The sequence below is a fragment of the Lysobacterales bacterium genome (genome assembly GCA_014946745.1).
In the GTDB taxonomy this organism is placed as follows: Bacteria; Pseudomonadota; Gammaproteobacteria; order Xanthomonadales; family Xanthomonadaceae; genus Aquimonas.
Map to the genome: position 1 here is coordinate 1,652,851 of JADCRD010000001.1, position 24,249 is coordinate 1,677,099.

The following is a 24,249-nucleotide window of genomic DNA, read 5'->3' on the forward strand; positions in this document are numbered from 1 at the left end:
GCGGCGCGTTTGCAGCCCGCTTGCTTCTTCCGCTCAGGCGCCGCTACCGCCAGTGCTGTTTGCGCGCGCGACTGAGCGGCCCGGAGTCGCGCGCCACCCATACCGCTCATCAGTTGAAGATCGCCTGATAGACGAAACCGTCGCGATTCTGGGCGATGGGCGTGACGAAGATGCCCAGCTCGCCCAGCCGGGGGTGATGCATCTGGTAAATCTGCTGCGGAAACAGCACCGCAGACGTGTTGAGGAACAGCAGCGAGAAGGGCTCCCGCGATGCGCCCGCGCGCCGCTGCGGCAGTGGAGACGCCTCAACCAGAACAAAGTCCAGCGATCCGTCGCCAAAGCTGGCCTTGAACGTTTCGTTGAGGCAGCCGGCAAAGTGCTGCAGGCTCAGCAGATCCATAGCCTTCTCCGAGCGCTTCAGGCCGGAGACTCGACGCGAAAGGCAAGAACATCGACACCGACCGCCGCGCTCAGCGGACGCGAGGGGTCGCCGCTATGGGTCCAGCCGCGTGTATTGGCCAAGGCCCCATCCGCACGCGGCCCCACCAGCAGATAGTGCCCCGGGCTGAGCAGCCCGGACTGGCCGCCCACCAGGGCGAGCGCCTCGGTGCGATCAACGCCATCCAACTGGTACTCAAGCTCAAGGCGCCGGAGGCTTGCGCGGCCGGCAATGAAGCGCGTGCCCGCCGACTCCGTGCGCAGCAGACCGCTGCCTCCCACTTGCCAGGCGGTAAAGCGCGCGCTCGTGCCGTCCTGAAGGTCAAAGATCGCATGCAGGCCAAAATCGCGGACCACGCCACCGCCAGCCGCAGGATGCAGCGCGTCCAGGGTCACTACGAGCGACTCGTCGGCGCACTGCGCTCCACACATCCGCTCCAGCGGTCGCCATGGCTGCCCTTCGGCGGGCTCGGACAGCCATAGCAGCTGCCAGCGCGCGGAAGAACCCGCGGCGATGCTCGACGCCGCGATCGGAAGGCAGGAAGCGCCCGCCAAAAAAGTGGCAGACCGAAGAAAGCGGCGACGCTCCATACTTGACCCCTGTAGTGAGTGCGCGACCCGCACCGTTGCCGATCGCGCGTCCGGGGCTGTGCCCGGAGCGCGCAGAGCATAACGTGAGAACAGTGCACGCGGGCAGTCAGGAGATTCGATATTCGGCCCTCAGAATCCCCATCGCAGCTTGGCGAGGATCTGATTCGCGGTGACGTTGGCTCGGCTGCGATCGAACAGGCGCCCCAGCCCTTCGGCGTCCTCGTCCTCACCGAAGTAATCACCGCCGCGGCTCAGCACCACGTAGAGCTCGCGCTGCGGCGCGAACTCGTAGCGATAGCGAATCTGCGCGGCAAGCGTGCCGAGGCTGAAGTCCGCGGGCGACTCCGCCGCGATCAGCGCGCCGGACTGCACAGCGAAGCCTCCGAGCGCCTGCGCGCGCAGCCCTACGTACTGTGCCCGCAGTCGAAGCTCGTGGCCGGCGGCCGGAAACCACTCCAGCGTCCATTCGAATTCGGCCTGCCGGCGAGCGTATCGTCCGAGTCGATTGGCGGTGTCCCAGATCAGCCAGTCGCTGCTATCGCTCAGATAGACGCCGAGCGCGGTGCTGAAGCGCTCGCTGAGGAACCAGGTAGGCGTGACTTCGAGCCACTGCGCCCAGCCCGACAGCCCCTCCTGGAACACGCCCAGCTCGGCCTCGAAGCGCCATTCACCCAGCCGCGGGCTGACGTAGAACAGGCCGGCCTCGTGCTGTGCGGGAAGACGCACATCGCCATTGCCGCGCAGCACCCGATCGTCCGTGTAGGGCGTGCGCACAACCGCGAAAGCGGTCAGCTCGGAGGCATCGCGCAGCGCCCAGAAATGCGAAAGCTCCCAGCCGCCGTAGATGCGCTCGCCCGCGCTGTTGCGCTGCCAGAGCAGCTCGGTTTCCCAGGCCGAGTCACGCACTCGGGACTGATCGCCCCAGGCGCGCCGGTACCAGGTGTACTCGGCGCGCAGCAGGCTCATGTCGGCGCGCTGCAGAAAGCCCAGGTCGTTGACCTGAAGCGCGCGCCCGTAGCGACCGAGCTCGTACTCCTGACGAAAGGTCGAACTCACCGCGTGGTCCATTCGCAGCCACAGCAAGCGCCCGTCTGGATCGCCCTGCCCCGCATCGTCGATTCGGCTTTCGCCCAGGGCGCCGCGCAGCTGGAGCCCTTCGAGCGGGCGCCACAGCGCATCGACGACGCCCACACGCGCCTCGCGATCCAGCGTCGGCCTCAGGGTCTCGGTGAGGGTGGCGCCGTACTCGCCGCTGGCGGTACGCCAGCGCCCTCGCAGCACGCGGAAGTCGCGACCGCGCGCGTCGCTTGAATCCGCCTCGGTGGCCAGCAAGGCCCCGACATCGAAAGCGCCCAAGGCGCCGGTGTACTTGATGGCACCGTCGACGTCGCTGATGCCCGCTTGCCCGGCATCGGGACGCCCGCCGATCCGTCGCGTGTTGATCAGCAGGGCCTCGTCTCCCAGGGGGACATCGAACAGCGCCTGGTTCTCAGTGAAGAAGGGACGCTTCTCGCTGAAAAACACCTCGAGCGCGCTGAAGTCGACCACAAGCGCATCGCTCTCGACTTGGCCGAAATCCGGCGCGAGCGCTGCGTTGAGGCGATGGCCGCCGTGCGCGAGGTAAAGATCGCCACCAAAGCGCGTATCGGTGGTGCGCAGCAGACGATCGTTGGCCACTGCAACATAGGGCACCAGATCCAGACGCAGATCGCTGCGCGCGTCGATCTCGAACTTCGCCATGTCGGCGACGAAGGTCGGATTCTCGAAATCGTAGTGCGGGTGCGAGAAACGCAGCCCGCGCTGCTCGATCACGCGCGAGACGTACACGCCGATCGTGGAGCGGCCGTCCTCGATCCGGCCCAGCGGAGCGATGCCCCAGGGCAGGCGCACTTCGAGGCTCCAGCCGTCGGCATCCTCGGCAACGGCCTGCTCCCAGACGCCGTCCCAGTCGTAGTTGTAGCCGTTCTGGCCGGTGATGATGGCGTCCTGGATGCCGCCGCTGAGGCTGACGGTGAACTCGTAGGCGGTGCTGCCCTCGCCTTCGAAGTCGATCATCAGGTTGACGCGATCCGCGCGCGCCTGCGCATCTCTGCGGGTCGGATGGCGCGTGCGCGGAAACTCGGCAGGCTGCTCGGCGTGGATACCGAAGTACAGGCCGTCCTCGCGCGACAGCACGCGCACCTCGGTGCGCACCGGCGGCTGCTCGCGGGTCAAGGGCTGCACCGTGCGAAAGTCATCGATGCGCAGCGCCTGTGACCACTCGGGCTCATCGAGACGGCCGTCCAGCATCAGCCCCGGCCCAGCTTGCGCGAGCTCGGCGCAGAGCGCCAGACTTGGCACGGCAGCGAGGCGCAGAGCGAACAGCAGCGCGGGCGAATACGGTCGCATGGCGTCGGCGTCTTCAGGGCGCGCAAGCATAGGTGAAGACCTTCGGCGCGCCGACCCGCCGAAGGTCACCCGACCCAGCGACGATTCAGGGTTCGAAGCCGTCGGCGAACAGCTCGCCCTCGCGGCCGCTGACCGACACGCTGATCGAGCGCGTCGCGCTCAGCGCGCCGCCCGATCCGGTGTTGCCGCCATCATTGATGCCCAGGTTGACGGTCACCGAGGCAGGCCCGGTGGCAGATGCGGTGAAGCGCACCGGGGTTGACGCGACGAAGCTGTTGATCGCCGACAGGGTGCCCGCAAGGCTGAGGCTGGCCGTGCCCGCGCCGCTGACCGTGACGCCGCCGGCGCTGCTGGCGCTGAAGCTGCCCGAGCTGGCGACGTAACTCGCGACCACGCTGATGCCGCCGCCGGGGGCATCCACGTCGGCGTAGCTCACCCCACTGAGCGCGGAGGCCGTGCCCGCCTGCACGGACAGCGTGGCCGGCGCATTGAGCGTCGGCGCGTCGTTGACGGCCGCCATGGCCAGGGTGACGGATCTCGTCGCCGGTGCGGCCGTACCGTCGCTCACCGACAGGCCAAGCGTCAGATTGCCGTTCGCATTGGCGACCGGGGTGTAGCTGAGGCGGCCATCCGCGAGAAACGCGTTGAGGGCGGAGGGGCTGCCGGTAAGCGTGCGGGCCGTGTTGCTGCCGCCCACGCTCACGCCGTTGGCTGCGCTGGCGCCCAGCGCCCCGGACGGCACGGTGAAGCTCGCGACAAGGCTGCTGCTGTCAGGATCCGCGACGCTGATCGCGGCAAGCGCCAGCGGGGTGTCTTCGCTGCCGGCGATGCTCGCGGGTGCAGTGAGGGTCGGCGCTTGATTGCTGCCGATCGACGTGACGCAGCTGGAAGGCTGGCTGGCCAGTCGCGCATTGAGCTGGGTGACGTGGGTGGGATGCAGCTCCGTCGAAACGCCACAGTTGAGGCTGTTCAGATGGCAATACGACATCAGTGTGCCCTGCGGCGCCAGCGGCGACTCACCGCCGACCGGGCAGGCCTCGGGGCCGGCGTAGCAGCCCAGCCCCGCTTCGCCGCTGAAGCAGCGATCGATGGTGCCGGTGGCCGCTTGCGCGCCCGTCGTCGCATTGGCGCAGTGGGTGTGGCGCGCGCCGAGATTGTGTCCAAGCTCGTGGGCAACGACGTAGGCATCGTCCGCGGCGTCAAAGCTCGGCTCCCAGAACACGCGAGTCACGCTGTAGTGCCCACCGGAGCCCGCAGTCGCCGCGCAGTAGGACCCGCCGGTCAATAGCCATGCAATGCCGGAGGAGCTGAAGCCGCTGCTGGCCTTGCCTGAAAGCTTGAGCGCAAACGCCCGCGACACGCTCGACTGATTGCTCTGCCACCAGTTGCCGAACTCGCTCAGCGCTGCCGGGGTCGCGAAGTCATCCCCGTTGGCGTAGGGATCCGGCGTTGTCGACGGCCGCAGGATCAGGGTGCCCTGCAGCAGTCGCAGCTGCAGGCCGTACTGGGCGGGGTCGTCCTCGTAGATCGCATTCATGGCGGCCACGAGCGCGGCGACATAGGCGGTCGCGTTGGTAGTGTTGTTGCTGAACTTCTTCTGCAGGAGTTCGTTGTCGGTGTCGATGGCCAACGTCACCTGGCGGGTCGCCACCTTCGGCGCAAAGGACGTGCGCGCAAGGCTGCGCAAGGCCGCCGAACCCGTGGCCGCGCCGAACAGCGATGCAGCCTCGCGCGCGCTCAGCGGCTGCGCGGTCGGCGCAACGCTCTTGGTGACGGGATCGCTGGCCGCACTCAGGTCCCCCATGCACGCGGCCTCGCGCAGCGAGCCGTCGGCCAAGGGCTGCTCCATGTCGCTGGCCTGCAGGGCCAGGCCGTCCTCGCGGCGCGTGCCTTGGAGCGCATACATGCGCCCGTCCAGCAACAGCAGGCCCTCGGCCTCGGCGCTCTTCGGGTCAACGCTCAGCGACATGCGCCGACCGGCGCTGGGCTCCGCGATGAAGTGGAGGCGCGCATCGCGCGGAAGCTCGCGGTAGCCGTCGGCGGTGGCTTCCAGTACGCGAGCGTCCGGCGCGTACACCTCGATACGGCGCAGGCGCAGCTCCACGTCCTTGCTGGCAGACGCCGCGCGCTCCGTCGCTGGGGCGCGCCAGGCCGACAGTACCCGCTGCTCATCGCCTGGACGCGCGGCCAACAGCGCATCGAGCTGGGCCTCGGGAATCTGCAGCGCGGCGGTCTCGGCCACGGCCAAGCTGGGCGCCAGAGCGGCGAGAAGAATCGTGCGAAAGACAAGGGAACGCGAAGCCATGGCGACTGCGGAGTGAGAGCAGCGCGCGGGCTGCGGGGGGCCTTGAGTCTAGCCAGATCGCTACGCATCGTCCGTGACCCGGGTCCGTCGCCGGTGTGGGGTCTTCTCCCACCCGCTGGCAAGCACCCTGACAGCCCCGGACTCGCTTCCGCTGAGTCAGGCATCGCGCGCTCGATCTGCAAGCGAGCCCGACAGAGTGCGCCCGGGCTTGATTCTTCGGCCTTGGCCTAGGGCAGAAAGGGAGACACCTTGCGCTTCAGCAGTTCCACCAGTTCCGGCTGCATGAAGTCGAAGTTGTCGGGAATGCCGAGACAGACGATGCGCGCGCGCTTCAGATGCGGCTTGAAGCGCTGGGCCAGCCGCACCCTGTGCACAGGCTCCATGACGAACACGATGTCCGCCCATTCGAGCAGCTCGGGCGAGATAGGCACGGCAGCCTCCTTGCCGAGTCCCGCCGACGCGGCCTCGACGCCGGGCCAGTCCGCGAACACCTGCTCCGCCGTGGGGCTGCGCAAGCGGTTCTGGGTGCAGACGAAGAGCAGGTTCACCTGTGGGCATCGGTGCGAGGCGGCAGAAATGCGGGATCCACGCGAAGGCCCGGCCGTTCGTCATCCCAGAGCATGTTGGCTACACGCCAGCGCTGGCCGTCGTTGTACAGCTGGATGCTGTTGATGCCGCGCTTGATGAAGTCGGTGTGCGCGGCGTCACGCCAAGCCTCGTAGGTGCTGAACACCTGGGCGATGTTGCCGAAGCGCTGGACCACGCGGTGGATCTCCACTTCGTAGAAGGGCGCATCGCCAATCTTCTGCTCGAAGTTGGCGGGGTAGTCGGCCACGTCCATGACCAAGGCCCAGGGCGCGCCAGCCGCATCGACGCCGGTACGCACCATGCGCGCAAACGGCATGAACAGCTCGGCCTGCTGCGACCAGTCGCGGCGATGTCCGGCCGGCCCCGAGACCTGCGCGTACAGGGCCTGCATCAGTGCGCCAATAGCGGCGTCGTGGTCCATGCTCGAATCTCCGCAAAGCTGGCGAGACCGCAGTATGGCCTTGCGATCAAGGCCGTCCGCATGCGTCGAAGGTACGGGGCGTCGCGCCCTTGAATCTCCAGCGGGATCAGGCTCAAGCCTCGGCATCCAGGGGCACGGCAGAGGGATACACCCTGCCCTCGCGCAGCGGCCGGAAGCACTCCCCCGAGCGCAGGAACTCGGCTTCACCGCTGCGCGGGTGCCAGCCGGGCAAGAGCGCTGTGGGCAGCGGGCGCAGCTCCTGCGGGTCGCTCAGCAGCTCGCCTGCGGCAATGCCCTGGGCGACGCGGCGCACGAGCGTGCTGGTGGAGAGCTCGGGCGGCGCCAGCACGGCGATGGCCTTGCCGACCAACAGCGGCTGCGGGTACAGCGCGTGCTCCAGCAGCGCATGGCCGAACACCTGGACCTCTAGCGCTTCAGGATCCAGCTGGACGCGGGCGCCGAGCGCGCCCCAGTCGTGCGCGTCCCACAGCGCCAGCGTGTGCGCATCGGACACCCGCACCAGCACGCCGGCTTCATCGAAATGGGTCAGCGCGCACTGGCCGCGGGTGCGCTCGCTGGCACCGACCGCTGCCACGTCGGCGGCCTGGCGGGCGTTGAGCGCGGACTTCAGCTCAGGAAAGCGCATCCACACCAGCGCGTTCAGCAGGTCGTGCCAGTTGTCGGCGCGGGTGGGGATCTCGCCGCGCTCGAAGATGCGAGTCTCGTAGTGCAGGCCTTCACTCAGCAGTTCAGCGGACTGCTCCACAAAGCGCAGGCTGCGGCCGCTCGATGCGTGCTTCAAGCCGCAGGCGCGGGCGTTCAGCGTCCCGGTATCGGGCCAGTGCTCAACCGTCAGAAGATCCAGCTCGAAGCGATACGGCGCGAACGCCGGATGCTCGAACACCTCCCGATCGACGGCCTCGCGCGCGGGTGCTTCGAAGCGACGCTTGGCCATGGCGTCAGTCGTCGAACTCGTCCTCGCCCGGGCCGATCAGACCAAACAGATCATGCTCGTCGCTGCCGAGGATGCGCACGTTGACGATGTCGCCGGGCTTCACGCCCATGGCCTCGCCGTCCTGGATCTGCACCAGGCCGTCGATCTCGGGCGCATCGAAGCGCGAGCGGCCGATCGCAAGCTCGCCTTCGAGGTGGTCGATGATCACCGGCTGCACCGTACCGACTTTGGCCGCCAGCCTGGCCTCGCTGATCTCGGCCTGCAGCTCCATGAACCGCTGCAGGCGCTCCTGCTTCACTTCCTCCGGCACCGCGCCCGGCAGCGCATTGGCCGCCGCACCCTCGACCGGCGAATAGGCGAACGCGCCGACGCGGTCGAGCTGGGCTTCTTCGAGGAAATCCAGCAGCTCTTCGAAATCGTCTTCGGTTTCGCCAGGGAAGCCGACGATGAAGGTGCTGCGGATCGCCAGCTCAGGGCAGGTCTCGCGCCAGCGCTGGATGCGCTCAAGCGTCTTGTCGACCGCGCCCGGACGGCGCATGGCTTTCAGGATCTTCGGGCTCGCGTGCTGGAAGGGAATATCCAGATACGGCAGCAGCTTGCCGTCCGCCATCAGCGGGATGACGTCGTCGACGTGCGGGTACGGATACACGTAGTGCAGACGCGTCCAGATGCCGAGCTCGGACAGGCCCTCGCACAGGGCCTTCATGCGGGTCTGATAGGTCTTGCCGCGCCACTCGCGCTCGGCGTACTTGAGGTCGACACCGTAGGCCGAGGTATCCTGCGAGATCACCAGCAGCTCGCGGACGCCGCCGCGAGCGAGCTTCTCGGCCTCGCGCAGCACGTCGTCGACGGGGCGACTGACCAGATCGCCGCGCATGCTGGGGATGATGCAGAAGCTGCAGCGGTGGTTGCAGCCTTCAGAAATCTTGAGGTACGCGAAGTGCTTCGGCGTGAGCTTCAGCCCGTAGTCCGGAAGCAGGTCGATGTAGGGGTTGTGCTGCGGCGCCACCACCTCGTGCACGGCGTTCATCACGCTGGCGTAGTCCTGAGGGCCGCTGATCGCCAGCACCTCCGGGTGCGCCTCGCGAATGGTCTCGGGCCGCTTGCCCAGGCAGCCGGTGACGATCACCCGGCCGTTCTGGCTGATCGCTTCGCCGATCGCATCCAGCGATTCATCCACCGCCGAGTCGATGAAGCCACAGGTGTTGACCACCACCACGTCGGCCTCGTCATACGTCGGCACGATCTCGTAGCCCTCGACCTTCAGCTGGGTGAGGATGCGCTCGGAGTCGACCAGCGCCTTGGGGCAGCCGAGGCTGACGAAACCGACTTTGGGGGCGGAGCTGGACATGGCGGCAGCGGGTCTGGCGAGCGAGGGGCGCGGATTATACGCCCCGGCTCGGACCAGACCCCAAGGACGGCCCGCTGCGCGCACCCGCTGTTCGATCGGCGGCATCCGCGCGGCGACGCCTTCTTCTTGGGGCAACACGGATCAAGCCCATCGTGGATGTGATCCGTTGTCGCGAGTCCGGTGCGGCCCGGACTCGCTGTCGCTGCATCAAGCAGCGCGTGCTCGACCCGCGAGCGCGCCCGCCATGGCGCGCGGCAACGCTGGAATGCTGAGCGTTGCCTCAGAGCTCGAACCCGCTGGCGAACAGCGCGTCGCCAACGTTGAGCGAGAAGTCCCAGATCCCCCGCCCATAGGTCGAGAAGCGTGCGACGCGCAGCTCGTCCACGAAGTCGACATGCCAATAGATCTGGTTGGGCGCACCCGCGGTCACGATGTCGATCCAGCGCTGCTGCGCGCGGTCGTAGTAGAACGCGCCGGTCTCGGCCGCTGCGAACAGGTGCTCACCGTCGGCGGAGATGGCGAGCCCAAGCACCAGGGTCGGCGGCAGACCCGTCGACATCGGCGCAAAGCTCAGGCCGTCGTTGGTGGAGAGATACACCGCGTTGCCGTTGCCAGCGCCGTAGCCGGAGCCGGCCACATAGACATGCCCCGGACGCGCCGGGTCCGGCAGAATCCGCGCACCGTAGAAGAACTGGCCGTTGGGCAGCTGGCTGACGGTCTGCGTCCAGGTGCCGCCGCTGCGCCGATAGAAGCGCGCGCCGGGGTTCGCGGCGTTGGACGGGGTGGCCAGCACGTAGCGGGTTGCCCCCGCGTGCGGCGAGACCGCGACAGCGGTGATCGGGTCCACGAAGTTGAAGGGATCGGCCACGCCGCTGATGCTGGTGCCCGACAAGCTCAGCTCGATCAGCGTGTGAGCACTGCCGGCTCCGATGCGACCGCCCGCCAGCAAGACCTTGTTGGGCTCGCCCGGCAGCGCTGCCAATGGCGGCAGAAACAGCGTTCCCGACAGCTGGGCGGTGCCGAACTGGTAGTAGCGCAGGCCGCTCTGATTGCCGGCGCTCGCCGAGGTGTCCGCCATGGCGAAGGTGGGATAGACGCTCCAGGTGGTTGCGCCGCCGTTGGCCGAGACGAGATGCGCGTAGTCGCCGGAGATGGTCTGCACGAAGGGCTGCGGGCCAGTTCCCGGGTTCAAGGCCTTCTGGTAACCCTGATCCTGGGAACCGGCGAAGATCTGGTAGGGCGGCTGGCGGCGTGTGTAGCTGCCGTAGTACTGCGAGACGTTCAGGCCATTGAGTGAGAGGTTCTGCACCGTCAGAAGCTGGTCGGTGGACTCGTACAGCCCGCCGTCCGTGCTGACGAACACGCGCTCGGTGTTGGCGTTGTCGACGTACACATCGATGCCGCAAATGTCCGCGTGCAGCTTGGTGGCGGGCGAGGCGTAGTACTCGCCCCACGGGTTCACGAGCGTCCAGCTGCCGCCGCCATCGGCGCTCCGATACAGATCAACGCCGCCGACGAACACGCGATTGGGATCGCGCGTCGAACTGGCCGCACTGTTGAGGCTGAACATCGAGGTCGGCGCCGGAGTGCGTGCGGTCCAGGTGGCGCCGGCGTTGGCGGAGTAGTACACGCGGGTCACGCCGGCCGAACCGCTCGAATAGAAGGCGTACAGGAAAGTCTGCCCAGCAGCGGTGACGCCGCCCGACAGCGCCACGCTGTCCTCGCCAGCCAGCGTGTGCGGCACGGTGGAAACAGGCACGCGCGCGTGGGTTCCGGGGGTAATGGTGAAAAGCTGCGTGCCCGACAGCAGGAACACCCGCGTATCGCCGTAGCGCGGCGAGAACAGTGCCGCCTGGTTGCGCTCCCCGACGAAGGCGACGGGCGTGAAGCTCGCACCGCGATCGACGGAAGCAAACAGATGCGTTCGCCAGGCGGCCGGGGCGGTGAAGTCGTAATGCACGCGGGCGTAGTAGACCTCACTCGCGGTCTCGTCGCGCGCCACCAGGCCCGTCGCATACCAGGGGTTCGCAAGGCTGCTGCCACCCGGGGTCGAGAAGGTCGCTCCGCCGTTGTCGCTGAAGCGGACCTGCGCGGGCCGATCGCCCAGCACCAGCAGGCGCTCGCCCTGCGGGCCGGCAAGCCTCAGCAGGAAGCCCTGCGCGCCGTTGGGCACGAATGCGGCAGCGTCGTTGCTGCTGCTCCAGTTCAAGCTGCCACGATTGGCTCGCCAGACGTTGCCGCCGTGCGAGAGCACGGTCAGGCGCTGCTGGGCACTGTCGAACGCGGTCGAGAGCACGCGCCCCGACTGGTTGCTTGAGCCGCGCTCACTCCAGGTCCCTGCAATCGACGCGGCGCTGAACTTCAGGAGATCCAGCGGTTTGCCAGCAGCGGAGAGCGCCACTTCGCGCTGCGCCTGGAAGCGCAGATCGCGGGCGTTGCGATAGGCGCCATCCAGGGCCGCGGCATCGACGCCCGGAGCGGCCATCCGCATCGATGCCATCCAGGCCCGCCGCTGCCGGGAGAACTCCGAGGTGCCACCCTCGCCAGGGATCAGCTCGGTGGGCTTGGGCAGGTAGGGGAGCTCAGGCGGTGGCTCCAAATCCGGCCGCACCGCAAGGCCAAGCAGAACCAGCGCGGCCAGGCCCGCACTCCACACAGCACCGCGCTTCAATGCACCCATCCCACGCCCCCGCCTCGTTCATAGACGGGCGCAAAATGCGCGAACGGGCGCTCACAGGCAAGCGTTCCGTACCCATGGCTCCGCCGCCCTCGAGTCCACCCGCACAGCGCAGAAGGTTCGCCGGCGGGTGCCGCGCGCCCTGTCCGTAAGGCGGCCTCCCAGTCGACGCCAAGGCGTCGCTCAGTCGAGCGGCGACTGGCTGTGCGAGAGCTCTTCCAAGGTCTGCCGCATGAAGCTCTGCGCGGCCGAGCTCAGCTTTTCGTGGTCCAGCGCAAAGCGGATCGTCGCTTGGATCAAGCCGATGTGGCTGCCGCAGTCGAAGCGCGTGCCCTCAAAGTGATAGGCCAGGGTGCGGTGCCCGGCAAGCCGCGCGGCGATCGCATCGGTCAATTGGATCTCGCCGCCAGCGCCCGGCGTGGTGGCGCGTAGCGCATCAAAGATTCCCGGCCCCAGGATATAGCGACCGACCACGCCCAGCGTGCTCGGCGCGACTTCGGGTTTGGGCTTCTCGACCATGGCGTGGATGCGCCCCGATCGGCCCTCGAAGCCGTCGGTAGCGACAATGCCGTAGCTCGAGGTCTGCGCGCGCGGCACGTCCTGCACGGCGATCACGCTGGCCTGCTCGCGCTCGGCGAGGTCAGCCATCTGCTTCAGTGCGCCTGGGCCGCTGGCGTTCCAGATCAGGTCATCGGGCAGCAGCACGGCAAACGGTTCATTGCCAATGACCGGCTCGGCGCACAGCACCGCGTGGCCGAGGCCCAGCGCTTCCGCCTGGGTCACGAAGATCGCCCGCACATGCGGCGGCAGCACGCCGCGCACCACGTCCAGCAGCTCCTGCTTGCCCGCGCGCTCGAGCTTCTGCTCCAGCTCGTAAGCCTTGTCGAAGTAGTCGGCCACCGCATGCTTGTAGCGGTTGGTGATGAACACCAGGGTGTCGCAGCCGGCCTCGATCGCCTCGTCCACCGCGTACTGGATCAGCGGCTTGTCGACGATCGGCAGCATCTCCTTCGGCACGGTCTTGGTCGCGGGCAGGAAACGAGTGCCGAGCCCAGCAACGGGAAACACGGCCTTGCGAATGCGTTGGGTCATGGAAGTGGATGTGTTCTTGAAGTCTCAGGAAACGCGATGCAGCGATACCACGGAGGACGTGTCATCGCTGCGGCGGAACTCAGGCACGAGCTGCTGCAGGATCTCCAGCATCTGCGCCGAGTCGTACTGCTGACTGGCCTGGCGCAGTCGCAGCAGCTGCTGCTGGATCGACTGCGCCGCCAGCTCGCGCGGCTGCGCCAGCATGATCTTGGGATGCCGCGTGGGCTGGTAGTCCTCCTGCGGGTGGAAGAGCTCTTCGAAGAGCTTCTCGCCGGGTCGCAGGCCGGTGAATTCGACGCGGATGTCTTCACCCGGACGCTTGCCGGCAAGCCGGATCATCTGTTCGGCGAGGTACTGGATCTTGACCGGCTGTCCCATGTCGAGCGCGAAGATCTCGCCGCCCTCGCCCAGCGTGGCGGCCTGCAGGATCAGCTGGCAGGCCTCGGGAATGGTCATGAAATAGCGCGTGATCTCCGGATGCGTGACCGTGACCGGCCCGCCGCGACGGATCTGCTCGCGGAACAGCGGCACCACGCTGCCAGCGGAATCGAGGACATTGCCAAAGCGCACCGTGACAAAGCGCGTGCCACCCTGGCCTTGCAGGGTTTGACACAGCAGCTCGGCCAGCCGCTTGCTGGCGCCCATCACGTTGGCCGGATTGACGGCCTTGTCCGAACTGATCAACACGAAGCTGCCGACGCCATGTCTGAGCGCGGCCTGCGCCAGCACCTGGGTCGACAGCACGTTGTTGCGTACGGCCTCGCGCACCATGCCTTCCAGCAGGGGCACGTGCTTGTAGGCAGCGGCATGAAAGACCAGCGCGGGACGGAACTCGGCCAAGGCGTATTCGGCGACGGCCGGATCGCCGCAGTCGCCCAGCACGGGCACGACAAGCAGCTCCGGAAACTCTCCGCGAAGCTCTTGCTCGATGCGGTACAGGTTGAACTCGGATTGCTCCAGCACGATCAGCGAGGACACGCCTAGCCGTGCCACCTGACGGCACAGCTCCGAGCCAATCGATCCGCCGCCACCGCTCACCAGCACGCGCTTGCCCGATAGGCCGGTGCGGATGGCGGTCCAGTCCAGCGCGACCGGATCGCGGCCGAGCAGGTCTTCGATCGCCACTTCCTTGAGCTGGTTGAAGCTGGAACGCCCTTCGATGACGTCCTGCAGGCGCGGCACCGTGCGGAAGGGCAAGCCGCTGTCCTCGCAGCTTTCCACCGCGCGCTGCATCTGCTGGTTGCTGGCAGAGGGCATAGCGATCAGCAGCATCTCAGCGGCGACTTCGCGAGCGATCTCGGCGAGCTGTGCGATCTCGCCCAGCACCGGCACACCGTGCACCTTGGCTCCGCGCAGCGCGCGGTTGTCGTCGATCAAGCCAACGGGCCGGAAACGCCCCTCGCGGCGCAGATCGCGCACCAAGGCTTCGCCAGCGCTGCCGGCACCGATGACCAGAACGCGCAGCGGCTGCAGACGCGGTGCGCCGCCGTAGCGGCTGTCCTTCCAGAAGCGGTAGAGCCAACGCGGTGCGCCAAGGCAGACCAGCAATGTCAGCGGATACAGCGCGAGCACCGTGCGCGGCACATTCTCCAGGCGCGTCAGCAGAAACAACGCGCTGAATACCGCCAGCGCGCCGAACAGACAGGCGCGCGCGATGTTCCAAAGGTCGGGCAGACTGGCGAAACGCCATAGACCTCGGTACAGGCCTGTCCACCACAACACAACGCCCTGCGCCAACAGGACGACCGGCAGTTCGGGCGGAAACAGCGTGAACGGCGGTGCGTTCGGCGCGAGACTGAAGCGCAGCGCGTTCGAGATCAGCCACGCCGCCCAGACCATCAGAAGGTCGTGCAGCACCACTGCAAGCCGGGGATGCACCCGCCCGATCAAGCCCGCTACCCGACTCACCATCCGCGCGTTCTCCGGCGCAGACGCGCCCTGCCCCACAGCCAGCACGCCACCGCGAGGGCATACGCTCCGAGTGTGATCGGCAGGCGCAGCGCAGGCTGTTCAAGGGCGAGGATCATGGAAGGCAGGATGACCACAAGGCTGAAGGCGGCGTAGGCCAGGCTGACGCGCACGTGGCTGGCACCGCGTCGGACCCACCACTGGTACAGATGTTCCCGGTGGGCAGCATACCAGCGGCGCCCGAGCAGCATCCGCTTGACCAAGGTCAACCCGGCGTCCGCCAGCACTGGCGTTACCGGCAGCAGCAGCAGCCAGGGCTCACGCACGCTGGGCAGCAGCAGCAGGGCGAAGGCACCGAGTGCGAAGCCCAGGGCTCCGCTGCCGACATCGCCCATGAACAGGCGCGCGCGCGGCAGGTTGAAGGGCAAGAAGCCCAGCAGCGCCGCGCACAGCGCGAGCATCAGCAGGGCCGGACCGGGCAGCCCCGCCGCCTGTGCCAGCCCCGCGTACAGGCCAGCAGCAATCAGCGCCTGCAGCGAGGCCAGGCCGTTAATGCCGTCAATGAAGTTCCAGAAGTTCACCAGCATGACCAGCCAGAACAGGCTGAGCGCGAACTGCAGCAGGCCCGCAACGTCCGCCGGTTGCCCCTGCAGCACCCACAGGAACTGCGCGGAAGCCAGCACATGAACCAGCAGGCGGAGTCGCGCCGACAGCGGGCGATGGTCGTCCCACCAGCCGATCGCCCCGATCGCCAGCAGGCCGACGCTGAAGTGCAGCGCCAGCCCAGGATCGGGCAGCAGCAGCGGCGCCAGCAGCGCGGTGACCACCACGAAGCTGATGCCACCGCCGCGCGGAGTGACCTGCTGATGCGAGCGCCTGCGGCCCGGCGCATCCAGCAGACCGCGCCGCTGCGCGTAGGCCAGCGCAAGGCGGCAAAGCGCAGCCGAAGACACCGCCACCGCGAGCAGCAAAGCGGCCATCGCAGGCGATCCGACCGGGACGAACTGCACCAGCATCAGTCGCCCGCAGGGCCGTGGATCGGACGCACGCTGCTCCAGCTCTTGCAGCTCGGGCACTGCCAGTGATGCTGGCGCGCGCCGAAACCGCAGCGGTTGCAGCGGTAGGTCAGCACACTCGACGCGAGATGGCCGGTGGTCTGCTCCAGCACGCGCAGGATCGGCATCGCCTCTTCGGGCGGACGCGCGGTGCCCAGTTCGATCAGGGCCACTTGGCCCTTCACCGAAGGCCGCTGGCGCAGCGTTTCGCTCAGGTACTCGACGGCCGCGCAGTCGCCCTCGTCTTCGCGGATGAGGCGCGCCAGAGCGAGCACCGGGGCCACGCCGGCATAGCGCTCCGTCATCTCGGACAAGAACGCGCGCGCCCGTGCGCGCTCGCCCTGCCGCTCGTAGACGGTAAGCAGCGGTTTCAACACTTCGGGCAGGATCTCTGGTTCGTGCCGCGCAACGCGCTCAAAGGCGCGCACTGCCAGCGCGTCCCTGCCCTCGGCCAGCTCGATCTGCCCCTCGATCAGGCCCGCGCGCACGCAGTTGGCCTCGGCCGCATAGGCCTCGGCCAGATGGACGCGAGCATCGGCAACGCGCCCCTGCCGGCGGGCGCGATCAGCGAGTTCGCACTGAAAGTGCGCAACCAGGCGTCCGGTGGGTTCGCCGGTGGCCGCTTCCAGACGCTGCGCGTGCTCGATGGCTTTCTCCCAGTCGCGCTCGGCCTGGTAGATCACCAGCAGATGGCGCAAGGCCTGCGGCGCCTGTTCGCCGAGGCGGACAAGGTCGGCAAACAGCGTCTCTGCACGATCAAGCAGACCGGCGCGCATGTAGTCCTCACCCAACTCCAACACCGCCTGCACGCGCTGCTCGTCGGTCAGGGTGGTGCGCTCGATCAGGTTCTGGTGGATGCGGATTGCACGATCCACTTCGCCGCGTCGACGGAACAGATTGCCCAGAGCGAAATGGGTTTCGACCGTGTCGCTGTCGATCTCGGCGATCTGCAGGAACACTTCGATGGCCTTGTCGGGCTGCTCGTTGAGCAGGTAATTGAGGCCGCGGAAGTAGCGCGTCGACAGACGGCTGACGCGATGTCCACCGGCGCGCTCGGCGGCGCGGCGACCCGCAAACCAGCCCCAGGCCATGGCGACCGGAAGAAGCAGGAACAGCAGCAGAAACTCAGTCACGCTGCTGCAGCCCGCGCACTGGCCTCTGCGGCGATGCGCGCTTCGCTCTCGGCGCGCTTCAAGCGCCGCCTCAACGGCAAAATCACGAGCAGGGTCAGCACGCTGCCGGCCGCAAAGGCGCCAGCGAAGGCCGCAAGCAACAGTGCCGATCCCAGACGCAGCGAGATCGATAGCCCGAACAGGTCGATCGCCACTTCCGCCGGGTTGAGCGCGCCGAACGCAAAGCCGAAGCCAAGCAGGCCAAGTGCGAGCAGGATGAGCAGGATGCGCATGCGGACTCCGAAGGGGACGCTTCACGCAGGCATCGGCGCCGCGTAGGCCGGGATTGTAGACGAGGCCGGCGGATCCCCCGCACCTGCCAATCGAGCCCTCGCAGGCCCCGCACAGCGCGCATCAAGATCGACTCGGCCGCCTCAGCCAAGCGCGCTGGCCCTGTGCGAACACGGGCGCGTTCGTTGAACCCGATGCGAGCTTGGTCGGCGCACAGCGCTGACGCCGTCCGCGGTCAAGGGCCTCACCAGCCCTAGGTGGATTCGCCGCTGTGGCGCTTCAGAGCTTGGCGTTGCCGTCGTTGACGCGCTCGCGAAGTTCCTTGCCCGGCTTGAAGTGCGGGACGTACTTTCCCGGCAGGGACACGGAGTCGCCGGTCTTGGGGTTGCGGCCCACGCGCGGCGGGCGGAAATGCAGACTGAAGCTGCCGAAGCCGCGAATCTCGATGCGCTCGCCTGTGGCGAGCGCGGTGCTCATCTGTTCCAACAGCGTCTTCACCGCCAGGTCGACGTCGTCGGCCTTCAGATGCGACTGCTTGCTTGCCAGGGCTTCGATGAGTTCGGACTTGGTCATGGAACCGCTCAGGTCGGGAAGGCCGCGGCAATCGCGGCGCTCCGTGGATGGACGCTGCGCCATCCGGACAGGCTCGGAAAGCCGCAGGAAGCGGCTGCCCGCGCAGAAATCGAAAGGCAGGGACCGTCGAAACAGAAGCGCCATTCGACAGTGCGCCCCGGCCACGCGCACGCGCAGCCGGGGCGCACGCTCAGGCGTCAATCGCCCTTGTTGCCCAGCTGCTCGCGCAGCAGCGCGCCCAGCTTGGTGGTGCCGCCGGCGGCGTTCTGGTACTCGTCCAGGACGTCCTGCAAGTCGGCCTCTTCCTTGGCGCGGATCGACAGCTGCAGAGTGCGGCCCTTGCGGTCCATGCCAATGAACTTGGCTTCGACCTTGTCGCCGAGGCGCAGGTGCTGGGTCGCGTCGTCGATACGCTCCTTGGCGATATCGGAAGCGCGCAGATAGCCCTCGATGCCGTCGGCCAGCTCGATGGTCGCGCCGCGCGCGTCCACTTCCTTGACCGTGCCGGTCAGGATGCTGCCCTTCGGATTCGCGGCCATGAACTGGCCGAACGGATCCTGCTCCAGCTGCTTGATGCCCAGCGAGATGCGCTCACGCTCGGGGTCGACTGCCAGCACCACGGCTTCGACGTTCTCGCCCTTCTTGAAGTTGCGGACGATGTCTTCGCCGGTGGCGTTCCAGCTGATGTCTGACAGGTGCACCAGACCGTCGATGCCGCCGTCGAGACCGATGAAGATGCCGAAGTCGGTGATCGACTTGATCTGGCCCTCGACCTTGTCGCCCTTCTTGTGCATGGCGGCAAAGGCTTCCCAGGGGTTCGAGGTGCACTGCTTGATGCCGAGCGAAATGCGGCGACGCTCTTCATCGACGTCCAGCACCATAACCTCGGTCTCGTCACCGACCTGCACCACCTTGGACGGATTGACGTTCTTGTTGGTCCAGTCCATCTCGGAGACGTGCACCAGGCCTTCCACGCCCGGTTCGATCTCGACGAAGCAGCCGTAGTCGGTCACGTTGCTGACCTTGCCGAAGATGCGCGAGCCGTTCGGGTAACGGCGGGCGATGTTCTCCCACGGATCCTCGCCCAGCTGCTTCAGACCCAGGCTGACGCGGTTGCGCTCGCGATCGAACTTCAGCACGCGAACGTCCAGCTCGTCGCCGACGTTGACGACTTCGGACGGATGACGCACGCGCTTCCACGCCATGTCGGTGATGTGCAGCAGGCCGTCGATGCCGCCGAGGTCCACGAAGGCGCCGTAGTCGGTGAGGTTCTTCACCACACCCTTGACCACCGCGTTCTCCTGCAGGCGCTCCAGCAGCTGCTCGCGCTCGGCGCTGTACTCGCTCTCGACCACCGCACGGCGGGAGACGACCACGTTGTTGCGCTTGCGGTCGAGCTTGATGATCTTGAACTCGATGTCCTTGCCTTCGAGGTAGACCGGATCGCGCACAGGGCGCACGTCCACCAGCGAGCCCGGCAGGAAGGCGCGCACATCCTTGATGTCGACGGTGAAACCGCCCTTGACCTTGCCGCTGATGCGACCGGTGATGGTGGCGTTGGCTTCGAGGGCTTCCTCGAGCTCGTCCCACACCAGGGAGCGCTTGGCCTTTTCGCGGGACAGGACAGTCTCGCCAAAGCCGTTCTCGAGCGAGTCGAGTGCGACCTTGACCTCGTCGCCGACAGCGACTTCGATCTCACCCTGTTCGTTCTTGAACTGCTCGATCGGGACGATGCCTTCGGACTTCAGGCCTGCGTTGACGACGACCACGTCGGAGCGGATCTCGACGATGGTGCCGACAACGATGGCGCCCGGCTTGAGCTTGGAGAGCTTTTCGCTCTGCTCGAACAGTTCAGCAAAACTTTCGGTCATGGGGTTGGTTTCCAGGTTGGACACACGGCCTGACGCGCCAAAACTTGCGCCGGCCACCGGCTGTGCGACGCCCTTCGAGCCTCCTGACGCATCAGGCTGGCTATCGGACATCTGTGGTTGATCCCGTGCCTTCATGGCTCGGGGCTTGGGGTTTCTGCTGCAGGGAAGGTCGGGCGGCCCGGCGCGAACCAAGCCCGCGCAGCTACGCCCAATCAGCGCAGCACGGCGAGCACGCGTTCGATCACGGTGTCGACGGGAACGCCGGTGGAATCGATGAGGACCGCATCGGCTGCGGGCTTCAGGGGGGCCACGGTGCGTTCGGCATCACGCGCATCGCGCGCGACAATCTCCTCCAGCAGACCGGCGAGTGTAACCGCGAGGCCCTTATCCTTCAACTGCTTATAGCGACGATCGGCGCGCTCGGCCGCGCTGGCGGTGAGGAAGACCTTATGGGGGGCGTCGGGAAAGATCACCGTCCCCATGTCACGCCCATCCGCCACCAGCCCCGGCGCACGGCGAAACGCGCGCTGCTTGTCGAACAGCGCGGCACGGACGGGCGGCAGCGCCGCGATCGCGGAAGCGGCGGCGCCAGCGGTCTCGGTGCGCAGCTCATCGGTCGCATCAACGCCATCGACGAACACACGGGGCTCGCTGCCGTCACGCTCCTCGAAGCGCACCGCGGTCTCGCGGGCAAGTCGCTCAAGCGCGGCCGCGTCGCTGAGATCGAGGTCATGCCAACCGGCCGCGAGGCCGACCGCGCGGTACAGCGCGCCCGAATCCAGAAAATGCCAGCCCAGCTGCCGGGCCACCGCCCTCGCCACCGTCCCCTTGCCGGAGCCCGAAGGGCCATCGATGGTCAGGACGGGCGGAGGGGTCGGAGCATTCGTGGTCATTCGCACAGTTTAGCGGCTGGGGCGATGCCGGCCTAGCCGCGATCAGCCCGGTGTTTCGACGATCTCGAAGCCACAACCCTGCGCGAGCTGCACGAAACCGGGGAACGAAGTCGCCACGTTGGCGCAGTCCTCGATGCGCACCTCGCCCGTGCCGAGCTGGCCGGCGATCGCGAAGCTCATGGCGATGCGATGGTCGCCGCGGGCGTGGACCGTGCCACCCCGAAGGGCACCGCCTTCGATGATCGCGCCGTCCGGCCGCTCTTCGATGCGAGCGCCCAAGCTCTGCAGTCCTTCGGCCATGCTCTTGATGCGGTCGGACTCCTTGACCCGCAGTTCGGCGGCGCCGCTGACCGTGGTGACACCTTCCGCGCAGGCAGCCGCCACGAACAGCGCCGGGAACTCGTCGATCATGTCGGGCACGACGTGCTCGGGGATCACCGCTCCGCGAAGTCGCGCGTGGCGCACGCGCAGATCCGCCACCGGCTCACCGCCGTGCTCGCTGGGGTTCTCCAAGGTGAGGTCTGCGCCCATCAGCCGCAGCGCTTCCAGCAGACCGGTGCGACGCGGGTTGATGCCGACCTGTTCGATCAGCAGGTCCGAGCCAGGGATCAGGCTGGCGGCGACGACGAAAAAAGCGGCTGAGGAGAAATCGGCCGGCACCTGCACTTCGGTCGCACGCAGCGTCTGGCCGCCGCGCAGGCGAGCACGACCGGGCTCGAAGTCGATGTCGACGCCGAAGGCCGTGAGCATACGCTCGGTGTAGTCGCGGGTCGGGTGCGGCTCGATCGTCTCGGTTTCGCCCTGCGCATAGAGACCGGCCAGCAGCAGAGCCGACTTCACCTGCGCGCTGGCGACCGGCAGCTCATAGCGGATGCCCTGCAGTGCCGAGCCGCCGCGGATGCGCAGCGGCGGTCGCCCCTCGGGGGCGGTGTCGATCGCCGCGCCCATCTGCCGCAAGGGCAGCACAACACGATTCATCGGTCGACGGCTCAAGGATTCATCGCCGACGAGTTCGCTGTCGAAGCCCTGCCCCGCCAGCAGGCCGGCGAGCAAACGCATGCCGGTGCCCGCATTGCCGCAGTCGATGGCCGCGGCCGGTGCCGTCAGCCCGTGCAGGCCAACGCCGTGGACGATACGCACGCTCGCCTCGGGGGCGTCCATGCGGACGCCCATTTGCGCGAACGCACGGGCGGTGGCGCGGGTGTCCTCACCTTCCAGAAACCCGCTGATGTGACTGGCACCTTCGGCAAGCGACGCGAGCATCACCGCGCGGTGGCTGACCGACTTGTCGCCGGGCACGCGAATGCGGCCCTGCAGACCGCGCGCCGCACGTGAGGCGCGGTACACACCGCCCGCCCCGCTCACAGCACCGCCACCGGATAGCTGCCGAGGATCCGCACCTGCGACGCGAACTCGCCCAGCTCGGAGAGCGCCGCGCGCACCGGCACGTCATCGACATGACCGGCGATGTCGATGAAGAAGGCGTACTGCCACTTGCCCTCGTGCGAAGGCCGCGACTCGATGCGGTTCATGCTGACGCCGTGCTCGGCCAGCGGACGCAGCACGTTGTAGAGCGCGCCTGGCTGGTCGCGCACGAACACGAGCAGCGAGGTGCGGTCGTGGCCGGAAGGCGGAAACAGCTCACGGCCGATGACCAGGAAACGTGTGGTGTTGTCGGGGCGGTCTTCGATCGGACCGGCGACGACCTTCAGTCCGTACACATGCGCCGCCGACTCACCGGCGATCGCTGCGGCATCATCGGCCGTGCGAGCGCGTCGCGCGGCTTCGGCATTGCTGACCACCGGCAGCTTCTCGACCTTCGGCAGATACTGGCGAAGCCAGGTCTTGCACTGCCCCAGCGACTGCGGGTGCGAGTAGATCCGCTCGATGTCCTCAAGGCGCCCAGAGCGGTTCAACAGATACTGATGCACACGCAGTTCGACTTCGCCGCAGATCTTGAGCTTCGAGGTCAGGAACATGTCGAGCGTCGACTGGATGGTGCCCTGGCCGGAGTTCTCGACCGGCACCACGCCGAAATCGGCATTGCCGGCCTCGACCTCCTGGAACACTTCCTCGATGCTCGACAGCGGCATGCCGTGGGCCGAATGCCCGAAGTGCTTGTGTACCGCCTGCTGGCTGAAGGTGCCCTCGGGGCCAAGGAAGCCGATGCGCAGCGGCTCCTGTTGCGCGAGGCAGGCCGACATGATCTCGCGGAACAGGCGCACCAGGGTTTCGTCGTGCAGCGGGCCGTCGTTGCGGTCAACCACCTTGCGCAGCACCTGCGCTTCGCGCTCGGGGCGGTAGTAGTCCACCGCGGCCTTGAGCGGGCCTTTGGCGCGACCGACCTGCTGCGCCCACTTGGCGCGTTCGGCGATCAGGTTCTGGATGTTCTGGTCGATGCTGTCGATGCGTTCGCGCGCCTGCGCCAGCGCAGGCGGCAGAGCAGTCGACTCGGGCAACTCGACCTTGGCCGCGCGCTTGCCAGTCGGCTTCGCCGCAGCCTTGGCGTTCTTCGGCGCGGCAGGCGGCTTGCCTCCCTGCCCCGCCTGCCTGCGCGTGGCCATCAGACCACCCGCACCGACAGGATGCCGTCGACCCGGGCGATCTTCGCCACCACCGAGGCATCGACCGGCGAATCGACGTCGAGCAGGGTGTAGGCCAGCTCGCCGCGCGAAGCGTTGTGCATCTGCGCGATGTTGAAGCCGGCCTCGCCCAGCAGATGCGAGAGCTGGCCGATCATGTTCGGCCGATTGCGATTGGCGATGCACAGCCGAGCCTTGCCCTCGCGCGCCATGCGCGTGTTGGGGAAGTTCACCGAGTTCTGCACGTTGCCGTTCTCGAGGTAGTCGCGGATCTGGTCAGCGACCATCACCGCGCAGTTCTCTTCGGCCTCGGCAGTGGAAGCCCCCAGATGCGGCAGCGCGATCACGCGCGCATGGCCGACCAGATCAACGCTCGGGAAATCGCTGACGTAGTGGCCGATCACGCCGCTCTCCAGCCCCTTGCGCAGGGCCTGCGGATCGACGATGCCCTCGCGGGCGAAGTTCAGCAGCACCACGCCGCGGCGGGCGGCCTCCAGCGCCGAGGCGCCGAAGATGCCGCGGGTGGCGTCGTTCAGCGGCACGTGGAAGCTGATGAAGTCGGACGCCGCGAACAGCTCGTTCAAGCTGCCGGCTTTCACCACATCGGAGGACAGCTGCCAAGCGCCGTCAATCGTCATGTGCGGGTCGAAACCGACCACGCGCATGCCGAGTGCGCGCGCGGCGTTCGCCACCTTGACGCCGATCGCGCCCAGACCGATCACGCCCAGGGTCTTGCCGGCCAGCTCGAAGCCGGCGAAGCGCTTCTTTTCGGCCTCGATGGCGTGGTGCGGGTCGGCGTGTTCGCGCAGCTTGGCGACAAAGCCCAGGGCCTCGCTGATATTGCGCGCGGCCAGCAGCATGCCGGCGATGACCAGCTCCTTCACCGCATTGGCATTGGCGCCGGGCGCGTTGAACACCGGCACGCCGCGCTCGCTCATCGCCGCGACCGGAATGTTGTTGGTGCCGGCACCAGCGCGGCCGATGGCCTTGATCGAAGCAGGGATGTCGAGCTTGTGCATGTCCGCCGAACGCACCAGCACCGCGTCGGGCTGGGCCATCTCGGTGGCGACTTCATAGCGGTCGGCCGGCAGGCGGTCGAGGCCGATGCGGCTGATGTTGTTGAGGGTCTGGATCTTGAACATGGGCGAGGACGGCCTG

At 67.5% G+C, this 24,249-nt stretch carries 20 protein-coding genes; all 20 read right to left on the reverse strand.

Annotated features, from left to right (window positions below; translation table 11 throughout):
* Positions 1 to 109: 109 nt before the first annotated feature.
* Positions 110 to 400 carry a hypothetical protein gene (locus tag H4O13_06390; protein ID MBE5315016.1) on the reverse strand — a complete coding sequence of 97 codons (291 nt, stop codon included), beginning with the start codon at positions 398 to 400 and terminating at the stop codon, positions 110 to 112.
* Positions 401 to 417: 17 nt separating this feature from the next.
* Entirely contained in the window at positions 418 to 834 is a 417-nt protein-coding gene (locus H4O13_06395) for a hypothetical protein (protein ID MBE5315017.1), read from the reverse strand.
* Between the two features lie 324 nt (positions 835 to 1,158).
* A complete protein-coding gene (locus tag H4O13_06400) occupies positions 1,159 to 3,447 on the reverse strand; it encodes a hypothetical protein (GenBank protein ID MBE5315018.1) in 2,289 nt (762 codons plus the stop codon).
* A 55-nt stretch (positions 3,448 to 3,502) separates the two neighbouring features.
* A complete protein-coding gene (locus H4O13_06405; protein ID MBE5315019.1) occupies positions 3,503 to 5,722 on the reverse strand; it encodes a hypothetical protein in 2,220 nt (739 codons plus the stop codon).
* Between the two features lie 227 nt (positions 5,723 to 5,949).
* Positions 5,950 to 6,270: a phosphotyrosine protein phosphatase gene (locus tag H4O13_06410; protein ID MBE5315020.1), complete on the reverse strand. Its 321-nt coding sequence runs from the start codon at positions 6,268 to 6,270 to the stop codon at positions 5,950 to 5,952.
* Positions 6,267 to 6,731 (reverse strand): hypothetical protein, encoded by a 465-nt coding sequence (locus tag H4O13_06415; protein ID MBE5315021.1) that lies wholly within the window; start codon positions 6,729 to 6,731, stop codon positions 6,267 to 6,269. The genes H4O13_06410 and H4O13_06415 overlap by 4 nt, the downstream gene beginning before the upstream one ends.
* A gap of 112 nt (positions 6,732 to 6,843) precedes the next feature.
* Positions 6,844 to 7,686 carry a DUF3025 domain-containing protein gene (locus tag H4O13_06420; GenBank protein MBE5315022.1) on the reverse strand — a complete coding sequence of 281 codons (843 nt, stop codon included), beginning with the start codon at positions 7,684 to 7,686 and terminating at the stop codon, positions 6,844 to 6,846.
* Positions 7,687 to 7,690: 4 nt separating this feature from the next.
* Positions 7,691 to 9,037, reverse strand: coding sequence for a 30S ribosomal protein S12 methylthiotransferase RimO (gene rimO / locus H4O13_06425; GenBank protein ID MBE5315023.1), 1,347 nt, complete (start codon positions 9,035 to 9,037; stop codon positions 7,691 to 7,693).
* A gap of 280 nt (positions 9,038 to 9,317) precedes the next feature.
* Positions 9,318 to 11,708 (reverse strand): hypothetical protein, encoded by a 2,391-nt coding sequence (locus tag H4O13_06430; GenBank protein ID MBE5315024.1) that lies wholly within the window; start codon positions 11,706 to 11,708, stop codon positions 9,318 to 9,320.
* Positions 11,709 to 11,897: 189 nt separating this feature from the next.
* Positions 11,898 to 12,806: a UTP--glucose-1-phosphate uridylyltransferase GalU gene (galU, locus tag H4O13_06435; protein MBE5315025.1), complete on the reverse strand. Its 909-nt coding sequence runs from the start codon at positions 12,804 to 12,806 to the stop codon at positions 11,898 to 11,900.
* A 24-nt stretch (positions 12,807 to 12,830) separates the two neighbouring features.
* Positions 12,831 to 14,717 (reverse strand): polysaccharide biosynthesis protein, encoded by a 1,887-nt coding sequence (locus H4O13_06440; GenBank protein ID MBE5315026.1) that lies wholly within the window; start codon positions 14,715 to 14,717, stop codon positions 12,831 to 12,833.
* Positions 14,711 to 15,694 carry a lipopolysaccharide biosynthesis protein gene (locus H4O13_06445; GenBank protein ID MBE5315027.1) on the reverse strand — a complete coding sequence of 328 codons (984 nt, stop codon included), beginning with the start codon at positions 15,692 to 15,694 and terminating at the stop codon, positions 14,711 to 14,713. The genes H4O13_06440 and H4O13_06445 overlap by 7 nt, the downstream gene beginning before the upstream one ends.
* 35 nt (positions 15,695 to 15,729) lie before the next feature.
* Entirely contained in the window at positions 15,730 to 16,902 is a 1,173-nt protein-coding gene (lapB, locus tag H4O13_06450) for a lipopolysaccharide assembly protein LapB (GenBank protein MBE5315028.1), read from the reverse strand.
* Positions 16,899 to 17,174 (reverse strand): DUF1049 domain-containing protein, encoded by a 276-nt coding sequence (locus H4O13_06455; GenBank protein ID MBE5315029.1) that lies wholly within the window; start codon positions 17,172 to 17,174, stop codon positions 16,899 to 16,901. Before H4O13_06455 ends, lapB begins: the two co-directional genes overlap by 4 nt.
* Positions 17,175 to 17,451: 277 nt before the next feature.
* The gene (locus tag H4O13_06460; protein MBE5315030.1) at positions 17,452 to 17,745 is read right to left on the reverse strand and encodes an integration host factor subunit beta; all 294 of its coding nucleotides are present in this window, start codon (positions 17,743 to 17,745) and stop codon (positions 17,452 to 17,454) included.
* Positions 17,746 to 17,942: 197 nt separating this feature from the next.
* Positions 17,943 to 19,616, reverse strand: coding sequence for a 30S ribosomal protein S1 (gene rpsA / locus H4O13_06465; GenBank protein MBE5315031.1), 1,674 nt, complete (start codon positions 19,614 to 19,616; stop codon positions 17,943 to 17,945).
* Between the two features lie 212 nt (positions 19,617 to 19,828).
* The gene (locus H4O13_06470; protein ID MBE5315032.1) at positions 19,829 to 20,509 is read right to left on the reverse strand and encodes a (d)CMP kinase; all 681 of its coding nucleotides are present in this window, start codon (positions 20,507 to 20,509) and stop codon (positions 19,829 to 19,831) included.
* Between the two features lie 42 nt (positions 20,510 to 20,551).
* Positions 20,552 to 21,856: a 3-phosphoshikimate 1-carboxyvinyltransferase gene (aroA, locus tag H4O13_06475; GenBank protein MBE5315033.1), complete on the reverse strand. Its 1,305-nt coding sequence runs from the start codon at positions 21,854 to 21,856 to the stop codon at positions 20,552 to 20,554.
* Positions 21,857 to 21,870: 14 nt separating this feature from the next.
* The gene (gene pheA / locus H4O13_06480; GenBank protein MBE5315034.1) at positions 21,871 to 23,073 is read right to left on the reverse strand and encodes a prephenate dehydratase; all 1,203 of its coding nucleotides are present in this window, start codon (positions 23,071 to 23,073) and stop codon (positions 21,871 to 21,873) included.
* Entirely contained in the window at positions 23,073 to 24,233 is a 1,161-nt protein-coding gene (locus tag H4O13_06485; protein MBE5315035.1) for a phosphoglycerate dehydrogenase, read from the reverse strand. Before H4O13_06485 ends, pheA begins: the two co-directional genes overlap by 1 nt.
* Positions 24,234 to 24,249 lie beyond the last annotated feature (16 nt).

Excerpts from the sequence above, each read along its gene's own strand:
- rimO (MBE5315023.1), bottom strand. The coding sequence starts at position 9,037 with ATGTCCAGCTCCGCCCCCAAAGTCGGTTTCGTCAGCCTCGGCTGCCCC.
- H4O13_06455 (MBE5315029.1), bottom strand. The coding sequence starts at position 17,174 with ATGCGCATCCTGCTCATCCTGCTCGCACTTGGCCTGCTTGGCTTCGGC.
- H4O13_06445 (MBE5315027.1), bottom strand. The coding sequence starts at position 15,694 with ATGGCCGCTTTGCTGCTCGCGGTGGCGGTGTCTTCGGCTGCGCTTTGC.
- rpsA (MBE5315031.1), bottom strand. The coding sequence starts at position 19,616 with ATGACCGAAAGTTTTGCTGAACTGTTCGAGCAGAGCGAAAAGCTCTCC.
- H4O13_06460 (MBE5315030.1), bottom strand. The coding sequence starts at position 17,745 with ATGACCAAGTCCGAACTCATCGAAGCCCTGGCAAGCAAGCAGTCGCAT.
- H4O13_06400 (MBE5315018.1), bottom strand. The coding sequence starts at position 3,447 with ATGCTTGCGCGCCCTGAAGACGCCGACGCCATGCGACCGTATTCGCCC.
- H4O13_06485 (MBE5315035.1), bottom strand. The coding sequence starts at position 24,233 with ATGTTCAAGATCCAGACCCTCAACAACATCAGCCGCATCGGCCTCGAC.
- H4O13_06470 (MBE5315032.1), bottom strand. The coding sequence starts at position 20,509 with ATGACCACGAATGCTCCGACCCCTCCGCCCGTCCTGACCATCGATGGC.
- galU (MBE5315025.1), bottom strand. The coding sequence starts at position 12,806 with ATGACCCAACGCATTCGCAAGGCCGTGTTTCCCGTTGCTGGGCTCGGC.
- H4O13_06405 (MBE5315019.1), bottom strand. The coding sequence starts at position 5,722 with ATGGCTTCGCGTTCCCTTGTCTTTCGCACGATTCTTCTCGCCGCTCTG.
- pheA (MBE5315034.1), bottom strand. The coding sequence starts at position 23,073 with ATGGCCACGCGCAGGCAGGCGGGGCAGGGAGGCAAGCCGCCTGCCGCG.
- H4O13_06420 (MBE5315022.1), bottom strand. The coding sequence starts at position 7,686 with ATGGCCAAGCGTCGCTTCGAAGCACCCGCGCGCGAGGCCGTCGATCGG.
- H4O13_06415 (MBE5315021.1), bottom strand. The coding sequence starts at position 6,731 with ATGGACCACGACGCCGCTATTGGCGCACTGATGCAGGCCCTGTACGCG.
- H4O13_06440 (MBE5315026.1), bottom strand. The coding sequence starts at position 14,717 with ATGGTGAGTCGGGTAGCGGGCTTGATCGGGCGGGTGCATCCCCGGCTT.
- H4O13_06390 (MBE5315016.1), bottom strand. The coding sequence starts at position 400 with ATGGATCTGCTGAGCCTGCAGCACTTTGCCGGCTGCCTCAACGAAACG.